This window comes from Pseudomonas sp. B21-040 (assembly GCF_024748695.1).
GTDB lineage: Bacteria > Pseudomonadota > Gammaproteobacteria > Pseudomonadales > Pseudomonadaceae > Aquipseudomonas.
The window spans coordinates 3,326,599-3,351,479 of sequence record NZ_CP087176.1; the positions used below are offsets into that span (position 1 = coordinate 3,326,599).

Below are 24,881 nucleotides of genomic sequence, written 5' to 3' on the forward strand. Positions count from 1 at the left end.
GATGTCATCGATCAAGGTCAGGCAGATCAAGCGCGATGTTGGGGGGGGGGGCACCAGCCGTATCGGGATTTGAGCAATCGCCCCGATTGTGACGGGCGGCCGCTCCACACCAGAAGGTGGCGAAAGGATAGCTCAGTGGCCCGGCGGACGCCTAGGGGCCGGTCGTTTCAGTTTTCGTCGTGGACGACTCGGGAATAAACGCCACGCTCTGTTCCTCTCGGGCGTGGAACATCCGCTCGCCGTTGGTGGGCGTGGTGGTGATGACCTGGTGGTCGGCACTCAGGTAGTTCAGCGGCAGCGCATCACCCTTGTGGTACTGCGCGACCACAATGGTGCGCTGCGGATTCCAGTGTTGGCCGCTGGCGTTATCCAGCCAGGCCATCAGTGTCGCGGTGTTGCCGGAGCGAGGGAAGTCCTCGGTTTCCTGCACGTAATAGAACGGTGCGCCACCGGTTTGCAGGTACATCGGCACTTTGTTGTCGACGTCGATCATCACCATGCGCCAGTGCTCCAACGGCGCCCGCTTGCTGGCTTCAAACTTGACCGTCTCACCGAAATCCACCACGCCGCCACCGCTGTTAGTCCAGGGGTACAGCACGCCGAGCACAGTCATCAATACGACTGCGCTCACCCCGAAACCGATCTTCAACCCGCGACTGCCAAACGCACTGTCGGCGTTGCGTTCGGCCATGCGCCGGGTGATCCACCAAGCCCCCAGTAACTGGGCGAAGGGCACGAGGGGCAATACGTAGTAGCTGCGTCGACTTCCGCTGGCGGTGAAAAACAGCATCAGCAGCCCCAGCCCCCAGATCAGCCAACGTGTATTGGGTTCGACACTGCGCCAGTTGCGTGCAGAGACCCACAGCGCCAACAACCAGAACGGCGCCCATGGCAAGGTGTAGACGGGAAGGTAAAGCAGGTAGGTGTAAATCGGCCCGATGTTATCGAACGGCTGGAAGAACCGGACGACATTTTCGCGCAACACCAAGCCCAAGCCACTTTCGCCATAGGTCGGTGTGCCATACACATGCGACAACATGAACGGTGTCATGTAGAAAACGCCGGCAACCGACAGGGCTGCACACAGCCGCCAATTGAGGTGGCGTTTCCAGCGACCCTCCTGCAACAGATGAGGCAATAACAACAACCCTGGCAGGATGAAGCCGATCAAACCTTTGAACAGTGAGGTCAAGGACAGCAGCAGGCAAAACACCAGGTAGCGGCTGAACCGTGTGTCGTCGGGCCCCCGCCAGTACCACCACACCGCCGCCAGTACGCCGCACACCGTGAGAATGTCAGCCGTGGCAACCCGTGCCCAGAAGATAAAATAGAAGGTGGTCGCCAGCATCCAGCCGGCAATCAAACCGGTACCTTTGCGATACAGCCGTTCGCCGATCAGGTACACCAGCCACACGCTCAGCCACGCCGCAATCACTGACGAGAGGCGCAACGACCAAGGGTCCAGGCCACCCGTCAACCAGGCGGAGGCGGTGATCAACCAATAGGAGGGCAGGGGTTTGTCGTAGTAGGCCCCGCCCTTGAGGTAGGGATCAATATAGTCACCGCTTTGCAGCATCTGTAAGGCGATGTTGGCCCAGCGTGTTTCCGCGCCCCACAACTCCCGGGTGCCCAGCCCCAGCAACAGCATCAACGCGGTTGCACCCAGCAGGAGCGTTAACCGGCCCCTGTCACTGGCCCAGAACTTCATGACGGGTTTCCAGTCGGTGCTGGTGGCGAAACTTTGTCAGGGCTGGTTTGCGGAAAAATCAGGATCTGCAGATTGCCACGCTGATAGCGTTTGCCATCGATAGGCAACCGCTCGACTTCTTCGATTTCCGCGACACTGTTGACCCGCATCACCACACCGACCGAGCCTTTTTTGCGCGCCTCGGTCATCCACTCATCGACGTTGTCCAGGGGCACTTTGCGCGAAGCCATGGCCGGGTCGCCGAGACCGTACTTCAGCTCGCCGATGGTATTGAACAGATCGACTTGCGGGCGCTTCAAACGCCAGGACAACGCGGAGGCCGCACCGAGATCGTTACTGAGCAAAGAACTGGTTTTGCCCAATGCATCGAGGTGTTCGGCAATGAACTGGTCCGGCATCTTGCTGTTGACGACCTGTGCCGGCATGGCGGCTGGCAACAACGCAATCAATATCCAGATGCCGATCGCCGGCATCGCCCAAAAAGTCAGTGGACGCAGGGCTTGTAATGAATTGCTGATGATCCAGCCGAGCAACACGATGAACGCCAGCGACAGGCTGAACATCTCGGTGTTTTCGTAGATCTCTTTGGAAACCTGAAGATAGAGCAGGGCGATCAGGGCAACAGTGCCCACGGTGATGTTGATCGCCGCATTGATGCGAAGCGACCGCGCTCGCCCTTGGTTCAGGAGCTCCATGACCGTGTGCCCCATCAGCAGGGCCAGCGGCAATAGGCACGGCATGATGTAGGTCGGCAGTTTGCCGCTGCTCAAACTGAAGAAAGCCAGTGGCAACAGCAGCCAAAGCAGCAGGAAACCGACGACAGGCTGGCGTTTGTGCTTCCAGGCGTTGATGAACGTGGTCGGTAGCAACGCCGCCCATGGCAGGCTCGACACCACCAGCAAGGGCAGATAGAACCACCATGGCCGCGCATGCTGTGCATCATCGGCGGCGAACCGGCGCACGTGTTCGTTCCAGAAGAAAAAGCGCCAGAAGTCCGGCTCCCGGTGGTGAATGGCGAGCACCCAAGGCAAGCACACCACCACCGCCACCAGCACGGCCAACGAACCGTAACGCACCAGTTCACCCATGCGCCGTTGCCAAAGCATGTAGGGCAGGGCGATCAACACGGGTAACAACCAGGCCAGAAAGCCCTTGGTCATGAAGCCCATGCCACAGGCGAACCCCAGCATCGCCCAGGCACCCACCTTGCTTCGTGGGGTTTGACCGTCGAGGGCAAACCACAGCGCAACCAGGCTCAGGTTGACCCAGAAGGTGAATTGCGGATCGAGGTTGGCGTAACCGGCCTGGCCGGCAATCAGCCCGAAACTCATGTACAGCAACGCGCAGGCCGCGCTTTTGCGCGGGTCGCTCCAAAGCCTGCGGGCGATCAGGTACGTCAACCAGACACTTAGCCCGGTACTGAGCGCCGAAGCAATGCGCACACCAAACAGGTTGTCACCAAAAACCGCCTGGCCGATGGCAATCATCCAGTACCCGGCGATGGGCTTTTCGAAGTAGCGAATGCCCATGAAGTGCGGCGCGACCCAGTTGCCGCTCAGGAGCATTTCCTGGCTGATCTGGGCATAACGGGGCTCGTCGGGGATCCACAGGCCGTGGGTCATCAAGGGCAGCAGGTAGAACACCACAAAGGCGAGAACCAGACCGGGCACAATCCAGCGATTGGCGGCGTTTGAAGTGCCGGTATAACGGTAGGACTGTGCCCCGACCGGGTGTCGCAACGGATTGTTTTGGGACGTCATGACTCGACCTGACTTAGAGACGTTACCGAATTCAGTGCAGGGCTCGGCGCAATCCTGCGAAAGCACAGCACTGGAATAAATTGCCCGAAGGCACAAATACAGCCGGAGTAAGTGATTTCTTTGATCTGGAACTATCAGCCTCCTTGGTTGAATGGTTCCTGACAAAATCGAAAATAAAGGTGAACTAGCGTTCAGCTGTCCATTGAGAAAGATTAACTTTCACTGTCGGGCACTTAACTAAGGAAGGTTCCATGGGTGCACTTAAAATGCACCGTTCACCTTCCATTGTTACTGCCGGCTGGCGAGTCGTTACTTGCGTGCTGCTGCAGTCGCCAGCGAGGGCCAGTCTTCAGGTTGCAGGATGCCCAACACCTTGAGTTGCCCTTGTGCATCGATGCTGACGAACAATGAACTGGTGTATTCACTGTCGGCAGCGTGTTTGAAACCTGTCTCTTTTTCAAAGTCGCTGATACAGCCACTGTGCGTCACCAGCACGCTGTTGCGATGGGCAACCTTGTGCGCAACCACATCGTTACGCAGTGCGGTGCCACAACTGGCCAGCCATTCTTGGGCGACCGCATCTTTGCCGAACATGGCGTGCGCTGTTTGTTGGGTGCGGGTCACCGGGCTTGCAAGTACATCGGTCTGCGCCATGCCCAGGCCCATAAAGCCTTTACCTACCGCCGTAGCTGTTTCGCTGCCATGGCGGGTAATGCCGTCGGCAGGACCCAGGCACGGGTTGCTCGACCGGTCACAGCGCTCGGCGTGTCGCACCAACACCACCACTTCTCCGGCCTGCCAATGCTTGAGCAGTTCGGCATGGGCCTGGGCGTCGGCGCTTCCCAGATTTGTCGGCGAGGTGTGCCACATGACAAAACCTGTCACGAGAGCAGCCACCAACAGTGAGCCCGAGATCGCAACCACTCGGGTGAGGCGCGAACCCTGGCGTGGCGCTGAGGTGGCAGGTGATACCGTTTTGAGCATGTTCTTACCCTTGACTGTTCGCAACACCGGACATAAGGCTGCTTTGGCCGCAGAAAAAACTGACGAATTTCAAATCAAGTTTTACTAAACCTGGATGATGAGCGGTACGTTAAAGGCTGAGGCGTGTGAACGTGGTGAAACGGATGTGAAAATTTTGCGCAGATGATCGAAGGGCAAATGCTTCTAGTGTGATGATCTACAACATTATTACAAACTAACTAGTTGCGCGGAGTATTTGAAAGTCAATATCAAGTACGGTGTGAAACTTGTTACAGAAGTGCCGCAGTTGCTTTGCCGAGGAAGAAAAACGTCATGCGATGTTCCAGCCTTTCATACCCGACGATGAAAGTCGGGGAGCGGGCTTGGGATCAGGGCTTTCGCAGGTGCAGCGGATCTGTAGCCGACAGCAATGGCAAGTGACGCTCGGCAGCCTTGAGCCCAACGGCTGCTGTTTCACCGTTGAGCTTAAGCCGGCGTAATCGGTTTCAACCGGAGGACGGGCAACTCTGTTGCGACCCCCTGGCCGCCTGGCCGATCACGGCCGCCAGGCGTTTGACATTGTTCTGCTGGGCGGCAACCAGGTCTTCGATACTTGTCGCCGAAGGCGTTTGCAAAGTGCTATGGCAGGTGAGTGATGAAACATTGCCTTCACCGATGCCCCGCAAGCGCCAGGTCGCCTCGATCAGCCCGTACTGGCCGGGAACAGAATCAAAGCGCTGCACCTCCACCCGCAACGACAATTTGCGTGGGGGGTTGGCGTTGATCAGTTGAGCCGCCAGTGCGCTTTGTAATTCCTCAGACAGTGATGCGCCCCACCAGTCGGTTTCCAGCAGGACCAGGCCACTGTTTCCCTGGCGAATGACTATCTGCGTCCGGTCGACCTGAGCCGGCACACTGACAGCATCAAACTCGATGTACATCCCGTTACTGTGCGCCGCGCCCCCGGTTTGCTGCGGCATCAGCGTGTGGTAATGAACCGGTTCACTGCGGCAGGCCGCCAGCAGCATCAGCGCAGTGATCAAGGTGATCTTCGGCGAAAAACCCATACGTCGTGCTCCTTTGTTCTGCGGCGCGGTCATTGTTTCAGGTCCTTAGCCGAGGCATTTTCGGGTCGTCCACGAATCAGCGATTCTGGATGCCTGCTCAAATAATCCGCCAGCTGACGCAACGCTCTTGCCGCGCGCCCCAGTTCATCCAGTGTTTCTCCCAGTTGTACCCGTTGCGGCGAGTCTTCGGCGATGGTGGAACCGGCCGACTTTATCGTCGTATTGGCCGATTGCAGGGTCGTGCTGACGTCCGACAGGGTGGTGCTCACACCGGGCAGGGTCTTGGTATTGAATTGCGCCAAGCCTTTGCGCAGTTCCACGAGGTTGCTGTCGAGGTTGCCGGCAATACGATCGATTGGCAGTTTGTTGAGTTTGTCGACCATGGCCTCCAGTTTTTCCTGCAATTGCTCAAGGCTACCCGGCAACGTCGGAATCATGACCGGGCGTGCGTTTGGATCGAAGGCCACTTTTTCGGTTTTAGGGTAGAAGTCCAGGGAAATGTACAACTGACCGGTCAACAGATTGCCGGTACGGGCCTGGGCGCGCAGGCCGTTTTCGATAAACGAGCCAATCATCCGAACGCTGGCCGCTTCGTCATTGGGGTCATGATTGAGCGCCTTGATCATTTTGGTGTGGGCCTGCCCCAAACGCTGCGGGTAGATCACGATGCCGACATTGACCGGGAACGTGCGCTTTTGCGCGTCGAAATCCAGATTGACCGATACCACCTTGCCGATCTCCATGCCCAGGAATTCCACCGGCGCATCGACCTTGAGCCCGCGCATGGCCTGATCGAAACGCAGGGCCAGGAATTGCGGCTTGCCATTCGGTGGCGCGAGGGCGCTTTGCTGGTCCTCGAACAGTTCGTAGGCATATTCTTCGGCGGCAGGTTTATCGTTAGGGCTGTACTCCGGCGCGCGAAAGGCAATACCGCCTACCAACATCGAGGACAAGGATTCGGTCTTGACCGCAAAACCGTTGGCACCCACGCTTACGTCGATACCGCTGGCGTTCCAGAAACGGGTGTTTTCGGTGACGTACTGGTCATTGGGTGCATGGATGAACAAGTCGATGTTCACCCCTTTGCCATCCGGGTCCAATCCATAGGCCACCACTTGGCCAACCGGAATCTTGCGGTAGTAAACCGGCGAGCCAATGTCCAGCGAGCCCAGGTCCTGGGTGTGCAAGGTGAAACGCTTGCCGGGTTCGCCATAGGTGATCGCCGGCGGGTTTTCCAGGCCCTTGAAGTTTTTCGCGCGGCCATTGGCCTGGCCGATGTCGGCGCCGATGTAATCACCGGACAGCAATGTATCGATCCCTGAGACACCGCCGGCACCGATGCGCGGACGCACGACCCAGAATTGCGAGTCTTCACGGGTGAAGCTTTCGGCCTGCTTGGCCAGTTTGATCGTGGCGTTGACACTCTTCTGGTCGTTGCTCAGTTCTACGTCCGAGACTTGGCCGATGATCACGTTGCGGTATTTGACCTCGGTCTTGTTGGCCGTCAGGCCATCACCGGTCTTGAACGTAACCGTGATAGTCGGGCCTTCCTGCAAGATGCTGTGGACGACCAGGGAAATACCCACCAATACCGCGACAATCGGAACGATCCAGACCAGTGAAACGCTGCGGCCAGTCTTGATTGGGGCCTGTCCGGGGGCCTGTGGCCCTTCAGTGGCTTGCGACTTCATCCATGACCTCCTCGTTTTGTGGGTTTTCCCGCGTTGAATCCCAGATCAGGCGCGGGTCGAAACTCATCGCCGACAGCATGGTGAACACCACCACCAAACCAAAAAACAGGATGCCCGGGCGCGGTTCGATGTCGGCCAGGGCCTGAAACTTCACCAGGGAGGCCACCAGTGCCACGACGATCACATCGAGCATTGACCAGTAACCGATGACCTCCACAAAGCGGTACAGCTGCGACCGTTCCTTGAGTGCCCACTGGCTGTCGCGGTGTACGGACAACAGCAGGAACGTCAGGGCCAAAAACTTGATGCCCGGCACCGCGATGCTGGCGATGAAAATGATCAGGGCGATGTCCCACGCGCCGGCCTCCCAGAACTCAAGTACGCCGCTCATGATCGTGCTGTCGGCACCGTTACCGACCATCTTGGTGTTCATCACCGGCAACAGATTGGCCGGGACGTAAAACGCCAGGGCGGTGAACATGTAGGCCCACGTGCGGTTCAGCGAGTTGGTTTTGCGCCGATGCAGGGGCGCACCGCAGCGCTCACATTCATGCGGCTCGCCGGTCATGTCGCAGGCCAGGCCGCAGCTGTGACACAGGCACAGGTTGAGTTCGCTGGCGACCGGAGGGGTATTCATAGAATGTCCCATAATTCACGGATATCGCGCCCGGCGATGCGGATCATCATCAGGCTCAGCACGGCAAGCGCAAACAGGCCGATGCCGGGCAGTACGTCCAGCAATCCGGCGAGTTTGATGACCGCCACCATTGCACCCAGCAGGCAGACTTCCAGCATGCTCCAGGGCCTGAGGGCCTCCAGCCAGCGCATGCAGAATTTAAAACCGGGTGAACGACGGTGTGAGAGGGCAAAACCCAGGACCCAGATGAGCAACAACAGCTGGAAAATCGGTGCGATGATCATCGCAATCGCCGCGACCATCGCAATGAAGGTGATCGGTCCCATGCTCAGGGCCAGGACTGAATCCCAGAGCGTTGCACTGTTTTTCAAGCCTTTGAGGCTGATGCTCATGACCGGATAAAAATTGGCGAAAACCCACAGCATCAACGCGGCGAAGGTCAACGCCAGGCGTTGCTCCACTGTCAGACCGTTATAGCGCTGGAGCACGCCGCCGCAGCACGTACACAGGGTTTTCTGGTGTTTGGCGAGCGTGACTTTTTCATACACACAGTCGCAGTGCTCGCAGATGATCAGCTGATCAGTAGTTGCCATGGGCCAAGGCTCAACAAAGGGCAGGAAGTTCAGAGCACCTCCTCAATATAGAAGTGACTCGCAATTGAGCAAATCGAAAGTCGATACGATGGAGCTTAATGGCCATGAAACAGCTGCCCACGCGAGACAGCGAATTCGTCGAACTCCATATTTACCGCTATTACGATGTCGATTTCACCGCGCCTTGTTCGACTAACAAACAGGGAATGAATCTGTCGCATCGCACCGATCTCAGGCATTCCCTGTACGAGAACTCACCGGGAGAAGACCATGCGCAAGCTCACCGTTGCCGCATTCATGAGTCTGGATGGCGTTATGCAAGCGCCGGGCGGGCCGGAAGAAGACACCAGTGGCGAATTCCGCTTCGGTGGCTGGATCGTGCCTTACGCCGACAAAGTCTCCGGCCAGGCGATACAGGATCTGTTTTCGCAGCCGTTCGAGTTGCTGCTGGGGCGGCGCACTTACGACATATTCGCGGCGTACTGGCCCCACAGACCTGCCGACTCCAACAGTCATGACATCGCCAGCCTGTTCAACAGCGTCCCCAAGCATGTAGCCACGCATCGCCCCGAGACGCTGGATTGGCACAACAGTCATGCATTGCAAGGAAACCTTGTCGACGCGATCCGCACGCTCAAGCACCGCGACGGCGCTGACCTGTTGACGCAGGGCAGCGGCAATCTGGTGCATCAACTGCTCGCCGCCGGGTTGGTCGACGAACTTCGGCTGATGACGTTTCCCGTGGTTCTGGGACGCGGCAAGCGCTTGTTCGACGACACGGCGCAACCTGAGGCCTTCACATTGGTGAACTCGATAATTACGTCCAGCGGTGTGCTGATCACGCGGTATGTGCGAGACGGGGAGGTACGCACTGGAACGTTCGATGAAGGTGAATAGATTGGCCATGCTTGCGGGTTCGCGGTCTTTTGTTCCTCCCGCTGGGTAACCACTTCTGGCCGATAGCCGCCAGAACAGGCTACATCTCTCTCTGTGGCGACGAACCCGTTCTTCGCCACAGAGGATCGTGCTTATTCCTTCAGTTCAACCTTATCCAGCGCCTGATTCACCGCCAATTCCCCCAACATCACCACTTGGGTGATCCCCAGCAGGGTCTTGCGGTTTGAGTTGTCCAGTAGCGCCGCAAGATTGCTGAGCATGGTGGTGGCCGAACCCAGTGATTCGCTGGCGTTGACCAGCAGGGATTCGGTGTCGTACTTGGGGTTGGCGAGGAACATCGGTTCGGGTTCGTGGGTGCTGGCCATGATCTGGGCAGCCGGGTTGAGGTAGTGGTCGAGGGCGCGTTCGGCCGCTTCGTGGAGTTTTTTCGAATCGAGGGATTCGTAGGGCGATGCCGGATCGGTGTCCGGTGGGTTGGGTGTTGGTTTGAACATAGATGAAACTCCTGGAAGAACTATTGAGGAGCCATCACCCTTTGCTACCAAACGAAAGGTGGTGGCCATGCACAGGTTGGTAGACCGGTCCAGGAACCCGGCGCTCCCGAGGGAGCCCTACGCATGGCCACCATAAAAAACAGAGATAAAAACGATCTCTGTAAAAGGTGGCGCTATGCGCCTGGACATACCGGGCTACCAAACCCGATCACTGTTTTTCAGTGACCCAGCCACGATAGAACCCGTGCCCTAGACGCACAAGCCGGCGGATTCTGTCTTACCCGTAGGCGATGACGCAAGGCGTTGTAGCCTTCGGGTGGTAACAGGAGGCTTCGTTTAAACAGGCGGGAACTTCGTTGTTTAAGCGTCAGCGACACGAAGGGGAATCTCGCGCCGGGACGCAGGCTGTCGGGGAGGCGCGCACTCGGTCGCAATCTTCTGCGGCGCTAAAATGTACCTTCGAGTTCCAATCCAGGAGAACCAAGATGATCAGCAAAAACACGATTTGTCTCTGGTACGACGGCACCGCGCTGGACGCTGCGACCTTCTATGCCCGGACGTTTCCCGACAGTTCAGTGGGGGCCGTCCACCGCGCGCCGGGCGACTATCCGGCGGGTAAGCAGGGCGATGTCTTGACGGTTGAATTCACGGTGATGGGTATCCCTTGTCTCGGCCTGAACGGCGGATCGGGGATCCGGCATAACCAGGCCTTTTCGTTTCAGGTCGCCACCGATGACCAAGCCGAAACGGATCGCCTGTGGAACGCGATTGTCGGCAACGGCGGCACGGAAAATGTCTGCGGGTGGTGCCAGGATAAGTGGGGGTTGTCGTGGCAGATCACCCCGCGTGTCTTGACGGCTGCGATCACCCATCCTGATCAAGCGGTGGCCAAGCGAGCGTTCGAGGCCATGATGCAGATGGGCAAGATCGATATCGCGGCGATTGAAGCGGCGGTGGGGCGTTAACGGGTTACGTTAACGTGGTTGATTGCTCTGCGCTGGCCCGATCAATCAACCACTTCTTCAATACCGCAGCGGCTGGACGTAATACAGCCTGACGGTGGTGAACCAGGTAATAGCCTCTGGACACCGGCAGGCGCATTTCAAAGGGTTCGCACAGCGAGCCGTTGCGCATTTCCAACTCTGTCAGGACCGCACTGCTCAGTACGACCCCCTGTCCATGCCGTGCCGTTTCAATGGCCAGAATGGACTGGTCGAAATGTTGACTGGGGATGCCAGCCACCTGCGCGTCGGTCAATTGGCTGAACCGTTTGAACCATGGCGTCCAGTGCGGGAGCAGGGTGGTTTGCAGGAGTGTGGCGCGCATCAGGTCTTCGGGGCCTTTCAGCTTGAGTTTCCGGGCATAGTCGGGCGAACAATAGAGCCGGGCTTCATCCCGATACAGCAAGGTTGAGTCCAGCGACGGATCGTTGCCGTCAAAGTAGCGAATCGCCAGATCAACCCGATCCCGCTCAAAGTCGATCAAGGCCGTCGATGCACTCAGGTGCAGGGAAATGTCGGGCCTGAAACTCAAGAAGTCGGCCATTCTTGGCGCGAACCATTTCGCTGCCAGCGTCGGCGGCATGGACAACCACACTTCATTCACATTGCTCAGGCGCAGCTCGTTGCTGGCTTGCTGGAGCCGCAGCAACGCGGGTTGCACGGCGGCCCAGTAGTTCAATGCGGCTTGAGTCGGCTGGACTTGCCGCACAGACCGGATGAACAGCGGCGTGCCCAGCCATTCTTCGAGCTTCTGGATCTGCTGCCCCACGGCGCCCGGGGTGACATGCAGCTCCGCCGCCGCTTCGGTAAAGCTGGCGTGTTTCATCGCGGCATCGAACGCGACCAGGGCCTTGAGGGGAGGCATATCGTTCATACTGAAGTTTTTCTACTCCATATGGGTTTTTTAATCGGTTGTTCAGTTCGGTCCTAGCCCTTACCTTCGCACAACAACTCCCCGTGCAGAGGTTCATCATGAACAAATTTGTCTATCCTGCCTTTGCTTTGCTCGGGTTGATCTGGGGCACCAATTTCATTTTCATGAAGTGGGCTGCCGAGGTGATTACGCCGATGCAGATTGTACTGTTACGGGTGCTCTTCGGCTTTCTTCCGATCCTTGTCCTGGCACTGTCACGCCGTGCGTTGCGCTGGTTTCATTGGCGCCACTTGCACCATTTCTTCGTCATGTCATTGCTCGCCACCACCGTGTATTACCTGGCGTTTGCCAAGGGCGCGGCGCTGCTTCCTTCCGGCATCGCCGGCATGCTCAGCGGTGCGATTCCGCTCTTCGCCTTTTTGACGGCATTTGTTTTTTTGCGCCAGGAACCGATCAACCGCTTGACGGTGACGGGCCTGATGATCGGTTTTGTCGGTGTGCTGCTCATCGCCCAGCCTTGGAACAGCGCCGGCAACGGCGTTGATATCCGTGGCGTGCTTTACATGGTCGGCGGCTCGCTGAGCCTGGGCTGTTCATTCGTCTACGCCAGACGGTTCCTGATGGACAAGGATCTGTCGCCGCTGGCGTTGTCCACGTACCAGATCGGCCTGGCGCTCCTGGTGCTTTTGTTGACCACTGACCTTCACGGGATCGAGCGCATTGCGCACGAGCCTGTCGCCTTGAGTGGGCTGGTGTTCGGGCTCGGGGTCATCGGCACCGGCGTGGCGTTCCTGTTGTATTACTTTCTGGTGCAGCACCTCGGCGCGCTCAAAGCGGCGGGTGTCACCTACATTCCGCCCGTCGTGGCGCTGGGCATTGGTGCATTGCTGATCCATGAGCCGTTGCAGGCCCATGATGTGCTGGCACTGGTGTGCATCATCGTCGGGGTCTATGTACTGCAAGTCGGGAAGTCTGCGCCGCGCCCGATAGCCACCGCGTCTTCTTTAAAACCGCTTTAAAAACCTCGCCCAATCCAATCTCAACCCAGCAGGAAACCACCATGCCTTTAGCCAGAATCGATGTCGCCGCTGATACCTCCGAAGAAACCGTCGCCGCCATCAGCGATGTGGTTTACGAGGCCATGGTCCAGACGGCCAATGTTCCCGAACATGACAAGTTCCAGATCATCAATCGCCACCGCAAGGATGAGCTGGTTTATCCGTCGGCCGGGTACCTGGGCCTTTCTTACACCCCGGGGATCGTGTTCATTCAAGTGACCTGGAATGCGGGACGAACCGTTGCGGTCAAGAAAGCGTTTTACCAGGCGATTGCCCAGGGCATTCATGCAAGGACAGGGCTGCGCAAGGAAGATATCTGGATCAGTGTGGTGGATGTGAAGCGCGAGGACTGGTCGTTCGGCAATGGCGAGATGCAATACGCCCCGGTGGACTGACGGAGGGGGCAGGCCCCTCGCCATACGCCGTCAACCCAACATTTCGCGCATCCGGTACCACAGCATGCCCAGCGCCAGCAGTGGCGAACGCAGGGCGCGGCCACCGGGGAAAGTCATGTGCGGCACGGCGCTGAATACGTCGAAGCCTTGGCTGTGGCCTGCGTGGATGGCTTCGCCCAAGAGCTTGGCGCACCAGTGCGTGACGTTCAGGCCATGGCCGGAGTAGCCCTGGGCGTAGAACACGTTCGGATGCTGGCTCAAGCGTCCGACCTGGGGGAAGCGATTGGCCGAGATGCCGATCATGCCGCCCCATTGGTAGTCGATCCGCACATTGGCCAATTGCGGAAATACCTTCAGCATTTGCGGGCGCATGTAGGCGGCAATGTCTGCCGGATCGCGCCCGGAATAGTGGCAGGCACCGCCGAACAGCAAGCGCCGGTCCGCCGAGAGCCGGTAATAATCCAGGCCGACCTTCTGATCGCACAGGGCGACGTTATGCGGGATCAGTTGGGCGGCAGCGTCCTTCGACAGGGGCTCGGTGGCGATGATGTAACTGCCCGCAGGAAGCACCTTGCCGCTGAGCTTGGGTTCGAGTTCCTCCAGGTGCGCGTTGCAGGCCAGCACCAGGCTGGCGGCGCGTACCGTGCCGCCGGCACACCGAACCTGCACGGTGCTGCCATGGATCAACTCCAGCACCGGGCTCTGTTCAAAGATCCGTACACCAAGCGACTCCGCCAGTTTCGCTTCGCCCAGGACCAGGTTCAACGGGTGCAAGTGCCCCGACCCCATGTCCACCAGGCCGCCGGCATATACGCCGGAATTGACGACGTGCTCGCGGATCTGCCCGGGTTCGACCAGGCGGGTTTCATGGGCGTAACCCGATTCGATCAGTTGCGCGTGTTCGGCCTTCAGCCCGGCGAACTGCGCCGGGGTGTTGGCCAGTTCGCAGAAGCCCCAGCGCAGGTCGCAATCGATGCCGTGTTCGCGAATCCGATTGCCCACGACCTGTACCGATTCAACTCCGGCGCGTTCCAGATAACGTACACCTTCGGCGCCGACATGCCGGGCGAACCCGCTGACGTCGTGGCCGATGCCGCGAATCAACTGGCCGCCATTGCGTCCACTGGCGCCCCAGCCAATTCGACGGGCCTCCAGCAGGATCACCGAGAGCCCTCGCTGGGCCAGTTCGATGGCAGTATTGACGCCGGTAAAACCGCCGCCGATCACGCAGACATCGGCGGTCAGCGCCTCGGCCAGCGCCGGGCGCGGCGTCAGGCTATTAGCCGATGCAGCGTAGTAGGAATGGGCGTGTTCGTTGGTGTACTGATTCATTTGTTGGACTTCACTTTGCTCCACGAACGGGTCATCAGACGCATGATCGACTGGGGTGGAGTGGTGGAAATATAGAGCTTGTCGAGGACTTCCTGTGGCGGGTACACCTCAGGATTGTTCACCAGCTCCGGGTCCATGAACGGCTTGGCGGCCGGGTTCGGGTTGGCGTAACCGACCGAAGCGCTGACCTTGGCAATCACTTGCGGGTCCAGCAGGTTGTTGATGAACGCATGGGCTTCTTTTGGATTGCTCGCGTCGGCAGGAACGGCCAGCAAGTCGAACCACAGGTTGCTGCCTTCCTTGGGAATGGCGTACGCGATGTTCACGCCATTCTTGGCTTCCTTGGCCCGGTTGGCCGCCTGGAACACATCACCGGAGTAGCCGAAGGCCACGCAAATATCACCGTTGGCCAGGTCCGATACGTACTTGGAAGAATGGAAGTAGGTGATGTAAGGGCGGATGCTCAGCAGCTTGGCTTCGGCCTTTTTGAAGTCTTCAGGGTTTTCGCTGCGCGGGTCCATGCCCATGTAATTGAGGACGGCCGGGAACACTTCATCGGCCGAGTCCATCATCGACACGCCGCACTGGCTGAGTTTCTTGATGTTTTCCGGTTCGAACAGGACCTCCCAGGAATCGATGTGATCGATGCCCAGCACTTGCTTGACCTTGTCGACGTTGTAGCCGATGCCGTTGGTGCCCCACAGGTACGGCACAGAGTGCGCGTTTCCAGGGTCGTTTTTCTCAAGCAACGCCAACAGTTTCGGGTCGAGGTTCTTGAAATTCGGCAGTTGTTCTCGGTCCAGCTTCAGGAACGCGCCGGCTTTGACCTGGCGTGCCAGAAAGTGGTTGGACGGCACCACCACGTCGTAGCCAGTGCGGCCTGCGAGCAATTTGCCTTCCAGGGTTTCGTTGGAGTCGAAGACGTCGTAGATCACCTTGATTCCGGTTTTGGCCTGGAAGTCGGCGAGGGTGGTTTCGCCGATGTAATCGGTCCAGTTATAGACGCTAACCTGTGGCTGAGCCTGCGCAACGGCGCTGAACAGGACGGCCAGCGCGACCGGGACCACGGATTTCAATAGACGCATATCGACACCTCTTGGAGTGATCGTTCCCTCGCTCTGCGTGGGAATGCAGCCCGGGACGCTCTGCGTCCCATTGGAACGCGGAGCGTCCCTAGAGGCATTCCCACGCAGAGCGTGGGAACGATCAGTGGTTGGATTTTTGTTGTTTTAAACGCTAAGCAGCAGGAACTCGCGTTCCCAGGAACTGATCACCCGCTTGAAGTTCTCGTGTTCCGCACGCTTCACCGCGACGTATCCGCGGACAAACTTGTTGCCCAGGTAACGTTCGATGGTTTCGCACTCTTCCATCTGGGTCAGGGCGTCTTCAATGGTGATCGGCAGGCGCAGGTTGCGACGTTCATAGGCGCGCCCTTGCACCGCAGCACTTGGTTCGATGCGCTCGACCATTCCCAAATAACCGCACAACAGGCTGGCGGCAATCGCCAGATAAGGGTTGGCGTCGGCGCCCGGCAAGCGGTTTTCCACGCGCATGGCATCGGGTGACGAAGTCGGCACACGCAGGCCGACAGTGCGGTTTTCTTCGCCCCACTCGACGTTGACCGGTGCCGAGGTGTCTGGCAGGAAGCGGCGGAACGAGTTCACGTTGGGCGCGAACATCGGCAGCACTTTAGGGATGTACTTTTGCAAGCCGCCGATGTGGTGCAGGAACAGCTCGCTCATGGTGCCGTCGGCATCGGCGAAGATCGGTTTGCCGGTGGCGATGTCGACCACGCTTTGGTGAATGTGCATGGCGCTGCCGGGCTCGTCGCCAATCGGCTTGGCCATGAAAGTCGCCGCGACGTTGTGCTTGAGTGCGGCCTCACGCATGGTGCGCTTGAACACGGTGATCTGGTCGGCCAGGTCCAGCGCGTCGCCGTGACGGAAGTTGATTTCCATCTGCGCCGGGCCGTCTTCGTGGATCAGCGTGTCGAGGTCCAGGCCTTGCAGTTCACACCAGTCGTAGACGTCTTCGAACAGCGGGTCGAATTCGTTGGCGGCGTCGATGGAGAAAGACTGACGACCACTTTCAGCTCGGCCCGAACGGCCCATCGGTGCTTTGAGCGGCAAGTCCGGGTCTTCGCAGCGCTGGGTCAGGTAGAACTCCATTTCCGGCGCGACAATTGGCTTCCAGCCTTTGTCGGTGTATAGCTGCAACACTTTCTTCAGCACGTTGCGCGGCGACAGTTCGATCGGGTTGCCGAACTTGTCGAAAGTGTCATGGATCACGATCGCGGTGGGCTCGATGGCCCATGGGATCACGTAAACCGCGTCGGCCACCGGCTTGCAAACCATGTCGATGTCGGCCGGGTCGAGCAGGTCGTAGTAAATGTCGTCGTCGACAAAGTCCCCGGTTACCGTTTGCAAAAGCACACTTTCCGGCAGGCGCATGCCTCGCTCATGCAGGAACTTGTTGGTGGGTGCAATTTTGCCGCGTGCAATGCCGGTCAAGTCGCTGACCACACATTCGACTTCGGTAATCTTGTGATCTTTCAGCCAAGTGAACAGCTGATCGAAAGGGGCATTCATAAAGACCTCATTATTGGTTTTATTAACGTCGGGGAGAGCGGTTTCATCCACCGGACTCTTCCCCTGTGACGCGTTGACGACTATCTTGGGCGAGCCTTGCAGTTCCATCTATCCACTTTAAGCAGCACCAAAACGCACCAAACGAGTGCGTAAGGTCACCCATGTCAGCGTCCAGTCCGATACAGGTTCAAGCGTTCAACACCGAAGATGTCGCCGAGCAAATCCGCGCTACACCGGGTTGGGTCCAGCACTATCAGCAGATGTCCCCCGGGCATTTCGCCGGGCGAGTGCGCTATCTCGACTTGCACGGGGTGGAGATTTACGAAGAGCAGATGAACACCCGGGTCGAGCAGAATTTCAGCGCGCCCGAAGGTTCACTGGCGTTCTGTTTCGATCGCAGTGACAACGCGCTGTACGTGCTCAATGGCGAAAGCCGCAACATCTGGATCACCCCGGAGAACTACCAGGAAATCGCCGTGGTGTTCGGTCCCGACTTCGTTCAGCGACACGGTTTGAACGTGGCGCGGCTGGAAGGGTTGTTCATGTCGCCGCTGAACTCGGGACAGAACGCGTTGTTCAGCCGCTGGTTGAGCGGCACGCTGACCCGACTGGCAGAAACCCTCGACCCGCCGAGCAAGGAAGCCCTGACGCAGCAGTTGCTGGAGGACTGTTTGTACATCCTCGACAACGCCTGTGTTTGTCTTGACCGGGGTGGCTTGCAGCGTCGCACCGAAGAACGCACGATCATGAAACGCATCGGCGAGTGGGCGGCCGATACCCCGGAAGAAACCCTCAACCTGCTCGAGCTATCCCAGGTCGCCGGGGTTCCGTTGCGCCAATTGCAACATGCCTTCAAGGCCTTCACCGGGATGACGCCGACCCACTGGTTGCGCCTGCGCCGGCTCAACAGCGCACACCGTGAATTGCTGGTCAGCACACCCAACGACACCACCGTCGCCGAAGTCGCGATGAATTGGTCGTTCTGGCATCTGGGGCGTTTTTCCAGCAGTTACCGGGCGCTGTTCAAAGAGCTTCCGAGCGAAACACTCAAGCGCGGCAGCCAGCGCTGATCAAGCCGGGGACGACGGTTTGGCCAGTTCAATGCCCGCCGCACCCAAACGTTTCAGAATCTCGAACAGCAAGTCGCTTTTGGTGATGCCGACAATTCTCGGGCTGGCGACGTAACCGGTCACGGTCAAGGTGATGCCGTCGGGCGACAGTTTGCTGAATCGCACATAGACCGCCGGTTTTTCGAGGATGGTTTCGTTCTCGCGATAACAGTCGTACAGCAGGTTTTGTACCTGCTCCGGGTCGATATCCAGCGGGAACATCAACTCGAGGCTCGCCACCCCTTGCGCACTGCCGCCCAGGGTGACGTTGCGCAGGTTTTGCGAGATCAATTGGGAATTGGGCACGATGACAATCGAGCGGTCGCTGAGTTGGATTTCGGTGGCCCTGACGTTGATTCGGCGGATGTCACCTTCGACGCCGCTGATGCTGATCAGATCGCCGACCTTGACCGGACGCTCGGTCAACAGGATCAGGCCGGAGACGAAATTCTTGACGATTTCCTGCAAGCCAAAACCGATCCCCACCGACAGGGCACTGACAATCCAGGCCAGGTTGGTCCACTTGATGCCCAGTGACGACAACGTCAGCAGAATCACCAACGCATAACCGATGTTGGCGAACAGTGTGCTCAACGAGGCGCACATGCCGGGGTCCATGGCGGTTTTGGGCAGGAACTCGTCATCCAGCCAGCGGCGAAAGGCTCGAATCAGGTACACACCGACCATCAGCGCCAGGATTGCATTGAGCAAATGGCCGGGAATGATGTTCAGCTTGCGCAAACCATCGCCGCCAAGAATGGACAGCATTTGGGTCACCAGTTGCTCGAGTGTGGTGCCAACCCCGCCGACAAACAGCGAAATGACCGCCAACAGCAGCAAGCCTGCGCGACCGGCCCCGGACAAGATAATCGACATTTGCTCAAGGCGAACATCGCCAATTCCGAGCAATTGCTTGATCGACTTCCCACTGGGCGTCTTGGGCGAAAACAGGTACTCACAGCTGTCCCTGAGCAACTGAATCAACATGTAAAAGCCTGACAAGATGACGAACCCCCAGACCAGCTCGTAGGTGATGAACCGTGCCAGCGAGACATAGCCGATCAGCAGGGCGAACATCGAAACAACCAACGCAACAATGGTGCAGGTATAAATCAGACCGGCAACGGCGGTGCCCGTTTCAGTGGTGTCTCCTGAGGCCACCGCGAGCCGGCGCGCATGGCTGGCACGACGGAACAAGAGGACAAGAATCAACGTGACCACCAACGCGATCAGGCCCCGCCCAAAGAGTATTGCGGAGGAGCTCATGCCGGTTACGTTGGTGATCTGGGCCGCCGATACCAGTCCGAGCAAGGCTGCGGCCAACACCCTGGGATAGGGTTTGATGGCCTTTGCAACGGAGTCGGAGATAGAGGGCAGTCGCCAGGAGGGATGCTGGTTCGCCAGCAATGCCCGGCTTAAACCAGTGATCAGGACGCAGGTGTAAATGAGCCTTTCGAGCTCCTCGGCAAAGCTCTGGATCATCGGTGACAGTGGCAGTTGTCGCGTGAGCGCATAAAATAACAATTGCACTGCACAGATGGCGGTCAACAATGTCGCCACGACTGAAGCCAGTGCCAGCGTGCTTCGACGCAATCGCCCGGCCGGTATGCGATGGATGCAAATCCAGGTCAGCCCGCGATCAGCCACTTTGCGCCCCCAGGACCAGATGGCCAGGGCGAGCATGATCAGCAGGACAGCCGACAGGCGTTCGCCGGGTTGCCAGGCGGCCGCGAGGGTGTCGCTGACCTGTTGAATGAATCCCCTGAGTCGCAGGCGATCTTCCCTGTTGGGGTGAATCAACGGCTGCCAGAACTCCAGCCCCAGGATGCTGCCGCTGCGAAGGGTGACTTCGCTTTCCAGCAGACTGCGCCGAATGCCGGCAATTTGAGTCATCAGATCGAGGGCGCTGGCTCTGAGTGCTGCCAGGGTTTGCAGGCTGAAATCGACTTTTTTCTTCTGCTCGGTCAGATCGGTTCTTTGCGTGGTGATATCCGATTTCTCTACTGCGACACCGCCGAGCGAGACGGGGCCGCTCAATACATCCAGCTGGGCTTGCAATTGCTTTTGTTCGGGAAGCAGCGCTGATTGCAGCCTGTCCACGTCATTGATAAACAACTGAACGGAATCCTGCAGGCCGAACATCATGATGACGTTATTGGCCAAGGAAACTTGCTGTTTAATCTGGTCCAGGCGCAGTTGCAGGTCTTGCAATGCGGAGGGTGACACCTCTGACGCCGCAGGGTCTGGTGTAATGACTGCAGACGCCGGAGGATCGGTGGCGGACAGCGCGGCGCCACTTTGCAGCAGCAGCGTAAGCGCGACGAAAATCGCTGACATCAATGCATGACGCATAGGCGTGCCCGGCCCCGTTGTGGCTCACTCAACCCTTGAGGTTAGGTCATCAGGCCAAAACGATCGAAAAGTTTCATGTTGGCCGGCCGCAACCGACCTCAATCACCCGCAGGCGGGTGTGATGGCTGATCTACACTTCAAGATGCTCAATAAAGTGCGGGGCCCGTGGTCAACGGTCTGCTCGGTGCCGCACAGGAGGTGATCATGCATACGTTGTCTTCCATCAGCCTGTGTGTCGCATTGTCGGTTTCGTCAGCCCAGGGCTGGGCTGAAACCGTAGTGCCGACCAAAGGCCAGAGTTCGCAACAAACCCAGTTGGACATTAACGAGTGCCATAGCGTGGCTGCCAGTCAGACGGCGTCCACTAGCACGTCCTCTTCCGGTGGCAGGGTCAAAGGGGCGGCAGTGGGGGCCACAGCCGGGGCCGCCGCGGCTGATGTACGTGGACGTCAGCATGATGAGTTTTATGACAACGCCAACAGCGAGGTGAAGCAGGAATATCGCCAAAACCAGGCCAAAGGTGCGGCAGCGGCGGGCGTCGTGGTGGGTGGTTCGCGTCAGCGTCAGGAACGTCGGGAAAATGAGAAAACCAGTGCCTCCACCACCTCGACGGCCTATACCAGTTGCCTGCAAGGCAAGGGCTATCAGGTCAACCCTTGAGCTTGAGCTTGTGTTTGTACTGGACGGTCAAGCAACCGAACCATCAGGTACGCGTACAACGTGACGGCCATGAACAGCCCCATGCGCACGGCGAAGGCGGTGTAGACGTCTTTGCCCAAGGCGCTGTCCTGCACTGACTGGCCCAGCAGGATAATCAACGTGATAAAGGTGTTGAGCCACAATCCCGGGCCAAACCGGCTCGGGCTCAGGGCATACAGCTTGCGCGCCAGTATCAGGCCGAACAGCAGGGTCCACAGGAAGAACATCCACAGGTGCACAAACAGGCTCAGTGCGCACCAAAACAGGATGGCCAACAAACCGCCGAGCAAGGTCGCGCCGACCAGTTCGCGACCGGCATTGCGGGCGCTGGTCGTGTTGCATTGCTGACCCAGGCCGACCGCTTTCAAAATGATCGGCAGGTAGCTCGCCGGGTCGATCATTGCCAGTAGAAATGTTGGCAAGACAATCAAGGTTGCTCGCAACGCAATCCGACTGGCTTCTTCACCTACCGGTGGTGGGGCGGCCGGGGGCGATGGCGCATTGGCAGGTTCGGGGAACATCCAATGACTGATCGCAATCACCATCACCGCCATTAACAAACCCTTGACCAGCGCGCCAATGACCATTGCCGCCGCGTCGAACTCGGCGACGCCTGCCGACGAGATCATGGTCAGGCCCATCACCAGCAACGTCACGATCAGGTTATTGCCGCCACTGAGTCCCCAGCGGAACACCAAAAACAGGCTGACCGCGACCAGCAGTACGCCGCTTAGCGGGTAATAGCGCAGGATCGGGATGAGCAGCAGGCCGATGCCGGTGGTCAGCATCGCGACCAGTGCCAGAACGATCGCGGCCTTGAAGGGTAACGGTCGATTGACCGAGGCCAGGAGCAACAGGCACAGCACAGGCGCAAGAAACGGAATGGGCAACGCCAGGCCGAAACTGACCGCCAGGCACAATGCCGTGCCAGTGGCCAGCCGTAAGGCACGCTGCTCCCGTGGGGTACGCTTAGTAGGCATAAGACAGCCAGCTCATCAGGCGTAAATAGACCCGGCCAAGCGGGTTGAGCAGACTGCCTTCGCTGGTAAAGGCCATGACTTCAGCCTGCCCACCGGCACGAATGCCACCGCTGCCAAGCAGCGCGCTCATAGACTCCTGGGAAAACTCGATAATCACTGGGAACCGTTGTGCGGGGCGTAGCCAGTCCCGGCTGTTTTGAATGCCGGGCAAGGTGCCGGGCGGGGTCGGCTGTCCGACGCTGATGCCATAACCGACGCTACGTACGTGGCCCGAGTAAACTTCGCCTGGCATCGAATCGAGCACAATGGACACCGGCGTGTCGGGCCCGACATGACCAAGGTTGTTCTCGGTCATGTCGGCCGTGATCCAGATGTCCTGAATGGTGATCAGGGTCATGACCGGGCCGCCCGCCGAGGCGAATTGCCCGACATCGGTACGCAGGTCGGTGATCAACCCTGCCGAACGCGCGCGTGTCTGCGTGTTGGACAGGTCCAGTTCGGCTTTTGACAGGGTCGTAGCGGCGCTGCGCAATTTTGCGTTGACGTCTTCGCCGCCGCCTTCCGTTTCTTTGGCACGTTCTACTTCGGCGCGGGCAGCGGCGGTTTGACTGATTGCCGCGTCGCGGGTGGTGCGTGACATTTCGAGCACGCGTACGGAGATGGTCCCCGGGTCTTCACGGTACAACCCTTCAAGGCGCTGATTCTCCTGACGTGCCTTGGTTTCATTGGCCTGTGCGGTGCGCAGAGTCGCTTGCGCCGAGGCAATCCCCGCGGTGCTGGCGCCTAATTGCCGGCGTGTTGTTTCAAGGTCGGCGCGGGCACGGTCGACGGCAATCTTGAAGGGGGCCGGGTCCACTTCGAAGAGTACGTCGCCGGCCTTGACGGTCTGATTGTTGTGGACGTTCACGCGGATCACCCGACCCGCGACCTCCGATGCCACCGGGATCACCAGCGCGCCCACGCGCGCTTGTTGCGTATACGGCGTGAAACGGTCGGCCAGCAAGTACCAGACCAGGCTCAGGATGATCAGTATCAACACCCACTTGATGCCTTTTTTAACCGGGTCGGCCGCCACCGGTTCGGCGGTGACGGGGGAGGGCTGCGAGGCTTCACTCATGGCTAGTTTCCTTGTCAGGCAGCGGGTAAGCGGGCAGCGCGGCGTTGGGCTCATCCAGCATGTTGCCCCAATCAGTGCGTTTTTCCATCAGCTGGCGGGTGGCCGGGTCCACACGGGGCAGGGCGGAGTACCAACCGCCGCCCAAGGCCTTGTACAGGGCGATGACATTGCTGACTGCATTACCGCGTGCGAGCAGGTAATTGTCCTGTTGTTGGAGCAACGCGCGTTGAGCGTCCAGCACCCGCTGAAAGTCAGCGTAACCTTCGCGGAATTGGACGCTGGCCAGCACCAGCGAACGTTCGGCAGCCCCTCCGGCGTCGCGCAGGATGCGTTCGCTCTCCAGTGACTGGATCAGGCCGTTGGCCGCATCATCGGCCTCGCGTGCGGCTTGGCGTACCTTGTCGCGGTAGGCTTCGATCAACTGCTGCAACCGCGCGTCCTGGACGCGCACGTTGTTGGCGATCTGCCCGTGATCGAACACATTCCAGCGCAGACTGGGGCCACCAACCAGGTCCAGGCTGCTGGACGTGCCATGGAGCGTATCGGTCGACCAGACAATGCTGCCGAGCAGCGTCAGCGACGGATAGAAATCGCTTTCGGCCACGCCAATCAGCGCCCCTTGCGCCGCGACGTTCAGTTCAGCCGCTCGTACATCAGGTCGACGCAGCAGCAGGGTGGCGGGCACATCTTGCAGCACGGCGCGATCAACCAGCGGGATCAGGCTTTCGTTGTCGACCACCTGTGGCAACGTGCCCGGCGGTTGCCCGATCAGCACCGCCAAGGCGTTGCGCGTACGTTGCAATTGGTCCAGCAGGCCGGGAATAGTGGCCAGCGTGCCCAAGTACTGGGTTTTGGCCTGTTGCAGATCGAGTTCAGCATCCTGGCCGCTGTTGAACAGTTTTTCGGTGATCTCGAAATTGCGTTTTTGCTGCTTGGCGTTTTCACGCGCGACGCGCAAACGGGCGTCCGTGGTGCGCAATGAAAAGTAGGCATCCGCCACCTGGGCGCGCACCAATACCAGAACGTCTTCGTAGTTGGCCTGGGCGGCAAAATAACTGGCATCGGCCGACTCGATGGCGCGACTGAAACGCCCCCAGAAGTCGAGCTCCCAGCCGATGTCAAACGCGGCACTGTGTTGCCAGAAATTATTGTCCTTGGGGTTGTTGCCACCGTATTGGTGACGCTTGACGTACAAGCTGTCGGCGCTGGCTTGCTGCAGTTGCGGGTACAGCCCGCTTTGCGCAATGCCCAGTTGGGCGCGGGACTCCATGACGTTCAACCCGGCGATTCTAAGGCTGGAGTTGTAGGCATCCGCTTGCGTAATCAGTTTATCGAGCACCGGGTCGCGGAAAATGTGCCACCACTGTCGCAGATCCGGATTGGCGCCGCGTTGGCTGGATTGCTCAAGGGCAGGGGAGTCCCATGTTTTGCTCCACTCCTCAGCCGGCGGCTGGAAGTCCGGTCCCAGACGAATGCAGCCGCTCAGGCCCAGAGCTGCCAGGAGGATGAGGTGGGCCGGGCGTGTCGAAGGGGATCGGCTTGGAGGCATTGTCCAGAGTCCAGCCA

The 24,881-nt window shown here is 58.9% G+C and carries 22 protein-coding genes and 1 pseudogene; 7 read left to right on the forward strand and 16 right to left on the reverse strand.

The window, feature by feature from the left end; all coding sequences use genetic code 11:
• Positions 1 to 151 precede the first annotated feature (151 nt).
• From LOY55_RS15400 to LOY55_RS15410, 3 genes are all read right to left on the reverse strand, one after another.
• A complete protein-coding gene (locus tag LOY55_RS15400) occupies positions 152 to 1,708 on the reverse strand; it encodes a glycosyltransferase family 39 protein (RefSeq protein WP_223525311.1) in 1,557 nt (518 codons plus the stop codon).
• On the reverse strand, positions 1,705 to 3,468 hold the full coding sequence (arnT, locus tag LOY55_RS15405) for a lipid IV(A) 4-amino-4-deoxy-L-arabinosyltransferase (protein ID WP_109784816.1): 1,764 nt from the start codon (positions 3,466 to 3,468) through the stop codon (positions 1,705 to 1,707). The genes LOY55_RS15400 and arnT overlap by 4 nt, the downstream gene beginning before the upstream one ends.
• Positions 3,469 to 3,777: 309 nt before the next feature.
• Positions 3,778 to 4,452 (reverse strand): histidine phosphatase family protein, encoded by a 675-nt coding sequence (locus tag LOY55_RS15410; RefSeq protein ID WP_109784817.1) that lies wholly within the window; start codon positions 4,450 to 4,452, stop codon positions 3,778 to 3,780.
• Positions 4,453 to 4,751: 299 nt separating this feature from the next.
• Here LOY55_RS15410 and LOY55_RS15415 point away from each other — a divergent pair.
• Positions 4,752 to 4,931, forward strand: a pseudogene (locus tag LOY55_RS15415) (two-component sensor histidine kinase); the annotation flags it as partial.
• 6 nt (positions 4,932 to 4,937) lie between these two features.
• Here LOY55_RS15415 and LOY55_RS15420 read toward each other — a convergent pair.
• Genes LOY55_RS15420 through LOY55_RS15435 form a run of 4 tightly spaced genes read right to left on the reverse strand, consistent with a single transcriptional unit; the run spans position 4,938 to position 8,419 of the window.
• The gene (locus LOY55_RS15420; RefSeq protein WP_077430185.1) at positions 4,938 to 5,498 is read right to left on the reverse strand and encodes a membrane integrity-associated transporter subunit PqiC; all 561 of its coding nucleotides are present in this window, start codon (positions 5,496 to 5,498) and stop codon (positions 4,938 to 4,940) included.
• Between the two features lie 29 nt (positions 5,499 to 5,527).
• Positions 5,528 to 7,189: an intermembrane transport protein PqiB gene (locus LOY55_RS15425; RefSeq protein WP_046027304.1), complete on the reverse strand. Its 1,662-nt coding sequence runs from the start codon at positions 7,187 to 7,189 to the stop codon at positions 5,528 to 5,530.
• Positions 7,170 to 7,826, reverse strand: a complete 657-nt coding sequence (locus LOY55_RS15430) for a paraquat-inducible protein A (protein ID WP_109784818.1) — start codon at positions 7,824 to 7,826, stop codon at positions 7,170 to 7,172. Before LOY55_RS15430 ends, LOY55_RS15425 begins: the two co-directional genes overlap by 20 nt.
• On the reverse strand, positions 7,823 to 8,419 hold the full coding sequence (locus LOY55_RS15435; RefSeq protein ID WP_109784819.1) for a paraquat-inducible protein A: 597 nt from the start codon (positions 8,417 to 8,419) through the stop codon (positions 7,823 to 7,825). The genes LOY55_RS15430 and LOY55_RS15435 overlap by 4 nt, the downstream gene beginning before the upstream one ends.
• Positions 8,420 to 8,689: 270 nt before the next feature.
• On the opposite strand from LOY55_RS15435, the gene LOY55_RS15440 reads away from it, so the two are divergent.
• Entirely contained in the window at positions 8,690 to 9,316 is a 627-nt protein-coding gene (locus tag LOY55_RS15440; RefSeq protein ID WP_109784820.1) for a dihydrofolate reductase family protein, read from the forward strand.
• A gap of 131 nt (positions 9,317 to 9,447) precedes the next feature.
• Here the strand turns inward: LOY55_RS15440 and LOY55_RS15445 are convergent, their stop codons facing one another.
• Complete coding sequence (locus tag LOY55_RS15445) at positions 9,448 to 9,810, reverse strand: DUF6124 family protein (protein WP_109784821.1); 363 nt, start codon at positions 9,808 to 9,810, stop codon at positions 9,448 to 9,450.
• Between the two features lie 485 nt (positions 9,811 to 10,295).
• On the opposite strand from LOY55_RS15445, the gene LOY55_RS15450 reads away from it, so the two are divergent.
• Positions 10,296 to 10,775 (forward strand): VOC family protein, encoded by a 480-nt coding sequence (locus LOY55_RS15450; RefSeq protein WP_109784822.1) that lies wholly within the window; start codon positions 10,296 to 10,298, stop codon positions 10,773 to 10,775.
• Between the two features lie 4 nt (positions 10,776 to 10,779).
• Here LOY55_RS15450 and LOY55_RS15455 read toward each other — a convergent pair whose 3' ends face one another.
• Entirely contained in the window at positions 10,780 to 11,685 is a 906-nt protein-coding gene (locus tag LOY55_RS15455; RefSeq protein ID WP_109784823.1) for a LysR substrate-binding domain-containing protein, read from the reverse strand.
• A gap of 98 nt (positions 11,686 to 11,783) precedes the next feature.
• On the opposite strand from LOY55_RS15455, the gene LOY55_RS15460 reads away from it, so the two are divergent.
• Together LOY55_RS15460 and LOY55_RS15465 are read left to right on the forward strand one after the other, a co-directional pair.
• A complete protein-coding gene (locus LOY55_RS15460; protein ID WP_109784824.1) occupies positions 11,784 to 12,704 on the forward strand; it encodes a DMT family transporter in 921 nt (306 codons plus the stop codon).
• Between the two features lie 41 nt (positions 12,705 to 12,745).
• Positions 12,746 to 13,138, forward strand: coding sequence for a tautomerase family protein (locus LOY55_RS15465; RefSeq protein WP_109784825.1), 393 nt, complete (start codon positions 12,746 to 12,748; stop codon positions 13,136 to 13,138).
• Between the two features lie 30 nt (positions 13,139 to 13,168).
• Here LOY55_RS15465 and LOY55_RS15470 read toward each other — a convergent pair whose 3' ends face one another.
• The 3 genes from LOY55_RS15470 to LOY55_RS15480 all read right to left on the reverse strand — a co-directional run bounded on the left by LOY55_RS15470 (position 13,169) and on the right by LOY55_RS15480 (position 17,058).
• Positions 13,169 to 14,470: an FAD-binding oxidoreductase gene (locus tag LOY55_RS15470; RefSeq protein WP_046027295.1), complete on the reverse strand. Its 1,302-nt coding sequence runs from the start codon at positions 14,468 to 14,470 to the stop codon at positions 13,169 to 13,171.
• The gene (locus LOY55_RS15475) at positions 14,467 to 15,555 is read right to left on the reverse strand and encodes a polyamine ABC transporter substrate-binding protein (RefSeq protein WP_109784826.1); all 1,089 of its coding nucleotides are present in this window, start codon (positions 15,553 to 15,555) and stop codon (positions 14,467 to 14,469) included. The genes LOY55_RS15470 and LOY55_RS15475 overlap by 4 nt, the downstream gene beginning before the upstream one ends.
• A gap of 144 nt (positions 15,556 to 15,699) precedes the next feature.
• Positions 15,700 to 17,058, reverse strand: coding sequence for a glutamine synthetase family protein (locus tag LOY55_RS15480; protein WP_077430177.1), 1,359 nt, complete (start codon positions 17,056 to 17,058; stop codon positions 15,700 to 15,702).
• 161 nt (positions 17,059 to 17,219) lie between these two features.
• On the opposite strand from LOY55_RS15480, the gene LOY55_RS15485 reads away from it, so the two are divergent.
• Positions 17,220 to 18,128 carry a helix-turn-helix domain-containing protein gene (locus LOY55_RS15485; RefSeq protein WP_109784827.1) on the forward strand — a complete coding sequence of 303 codons (909 nt, stop codon included), beginning with the start codon at positions 17,220 to 17,222 and terminating at the stop codon, positions 18,126 to 18,128.
• Here the strand turns inward: LOY55_RS15485 and LOY55_RS15490 are convergent, their stop codons facing one another.
• Positions 18,129 to 20,519 (reverse strand): DUF3772 domain-containing protein, encoded by a 2,391-nt coding sequence (locus LOY55_RS15490; protein ID WP_109784828.1) that lies wholly within the window; start codon positions 20,517 to 20,519, stop codon positions 18,129 to 18,131.
• A 204-nt stretch (positions 20,520 to 20,723) separates the two neighbouring features.
• On the opposite strand from LOY55_RS15490, the gene LOY55_RS15495 reads away from it, so the two are divergent.
• Positions 20,724 to 21,179, forward strand: coding sequence for a YMGG-like glycine zipper-containing protein (locus LOY55_RS15495; RefSeq protein WP_109784968.1), 456 nt, complete (start codon positions 20,724 to 20,726; stop codon positions 21,177 to 21,179).
• Here the strand turns inward: LOY55_RS15495 and LOY55_RS15500 are convergent.
• From LOY55_RS15500 to LOY55_RS15510, 3 genes are read right to left on the reverse strand one after another with little or no spacing between them, the layout of a single operon-like run.
• On the reverse strand, positions 21,164 to 22,198 hold the full coding sequence (locus LOY55_RS15500) for a DUF2955 domain-containing protein (protein ID WP_109784829.1): 1,035 nt from the start codon (positions 22,196 to 22,198) through the stop codon (positions 21,164 to 21,166). The two genes, LOY55_RS15495 and LOY55_RS15500, sit on opposite strands and share 16 nt — an antisense overlap.
• Positions 22,188 to 23,315 carry an HlyD family secretion protein gene (locus LOY55_RS15505; protein WP_109784830.1) on the reverse strand — a complete coding sequence of 376 codons (1,128 nt, stop codon included), beginning with the start codon at positions 23,313 to 23,315 and terminating at the stop codon, positions 22,188 to 22,190. The genes LOY55_RS15500 and LOY55_RS15505 overlap by 11 nt, the downstream gene beginning before the upstream one ends.
• Entirely contained in the window at positions 23,308 to 24,864 is a 1,557-nt protein-coding gene (locus LOY55_RS15510; protein WP_046027288.1) for an efflux transporter outer membrane subunit, read from the reverse strand. Before LOY55_RS15510 ends, LOY55_RS15505 begins: the two co-directional genes overlap by 8 nt.
• Between the last annotated feature and the right edge of the window lie 17 nt (positions 24,865 to 24,881).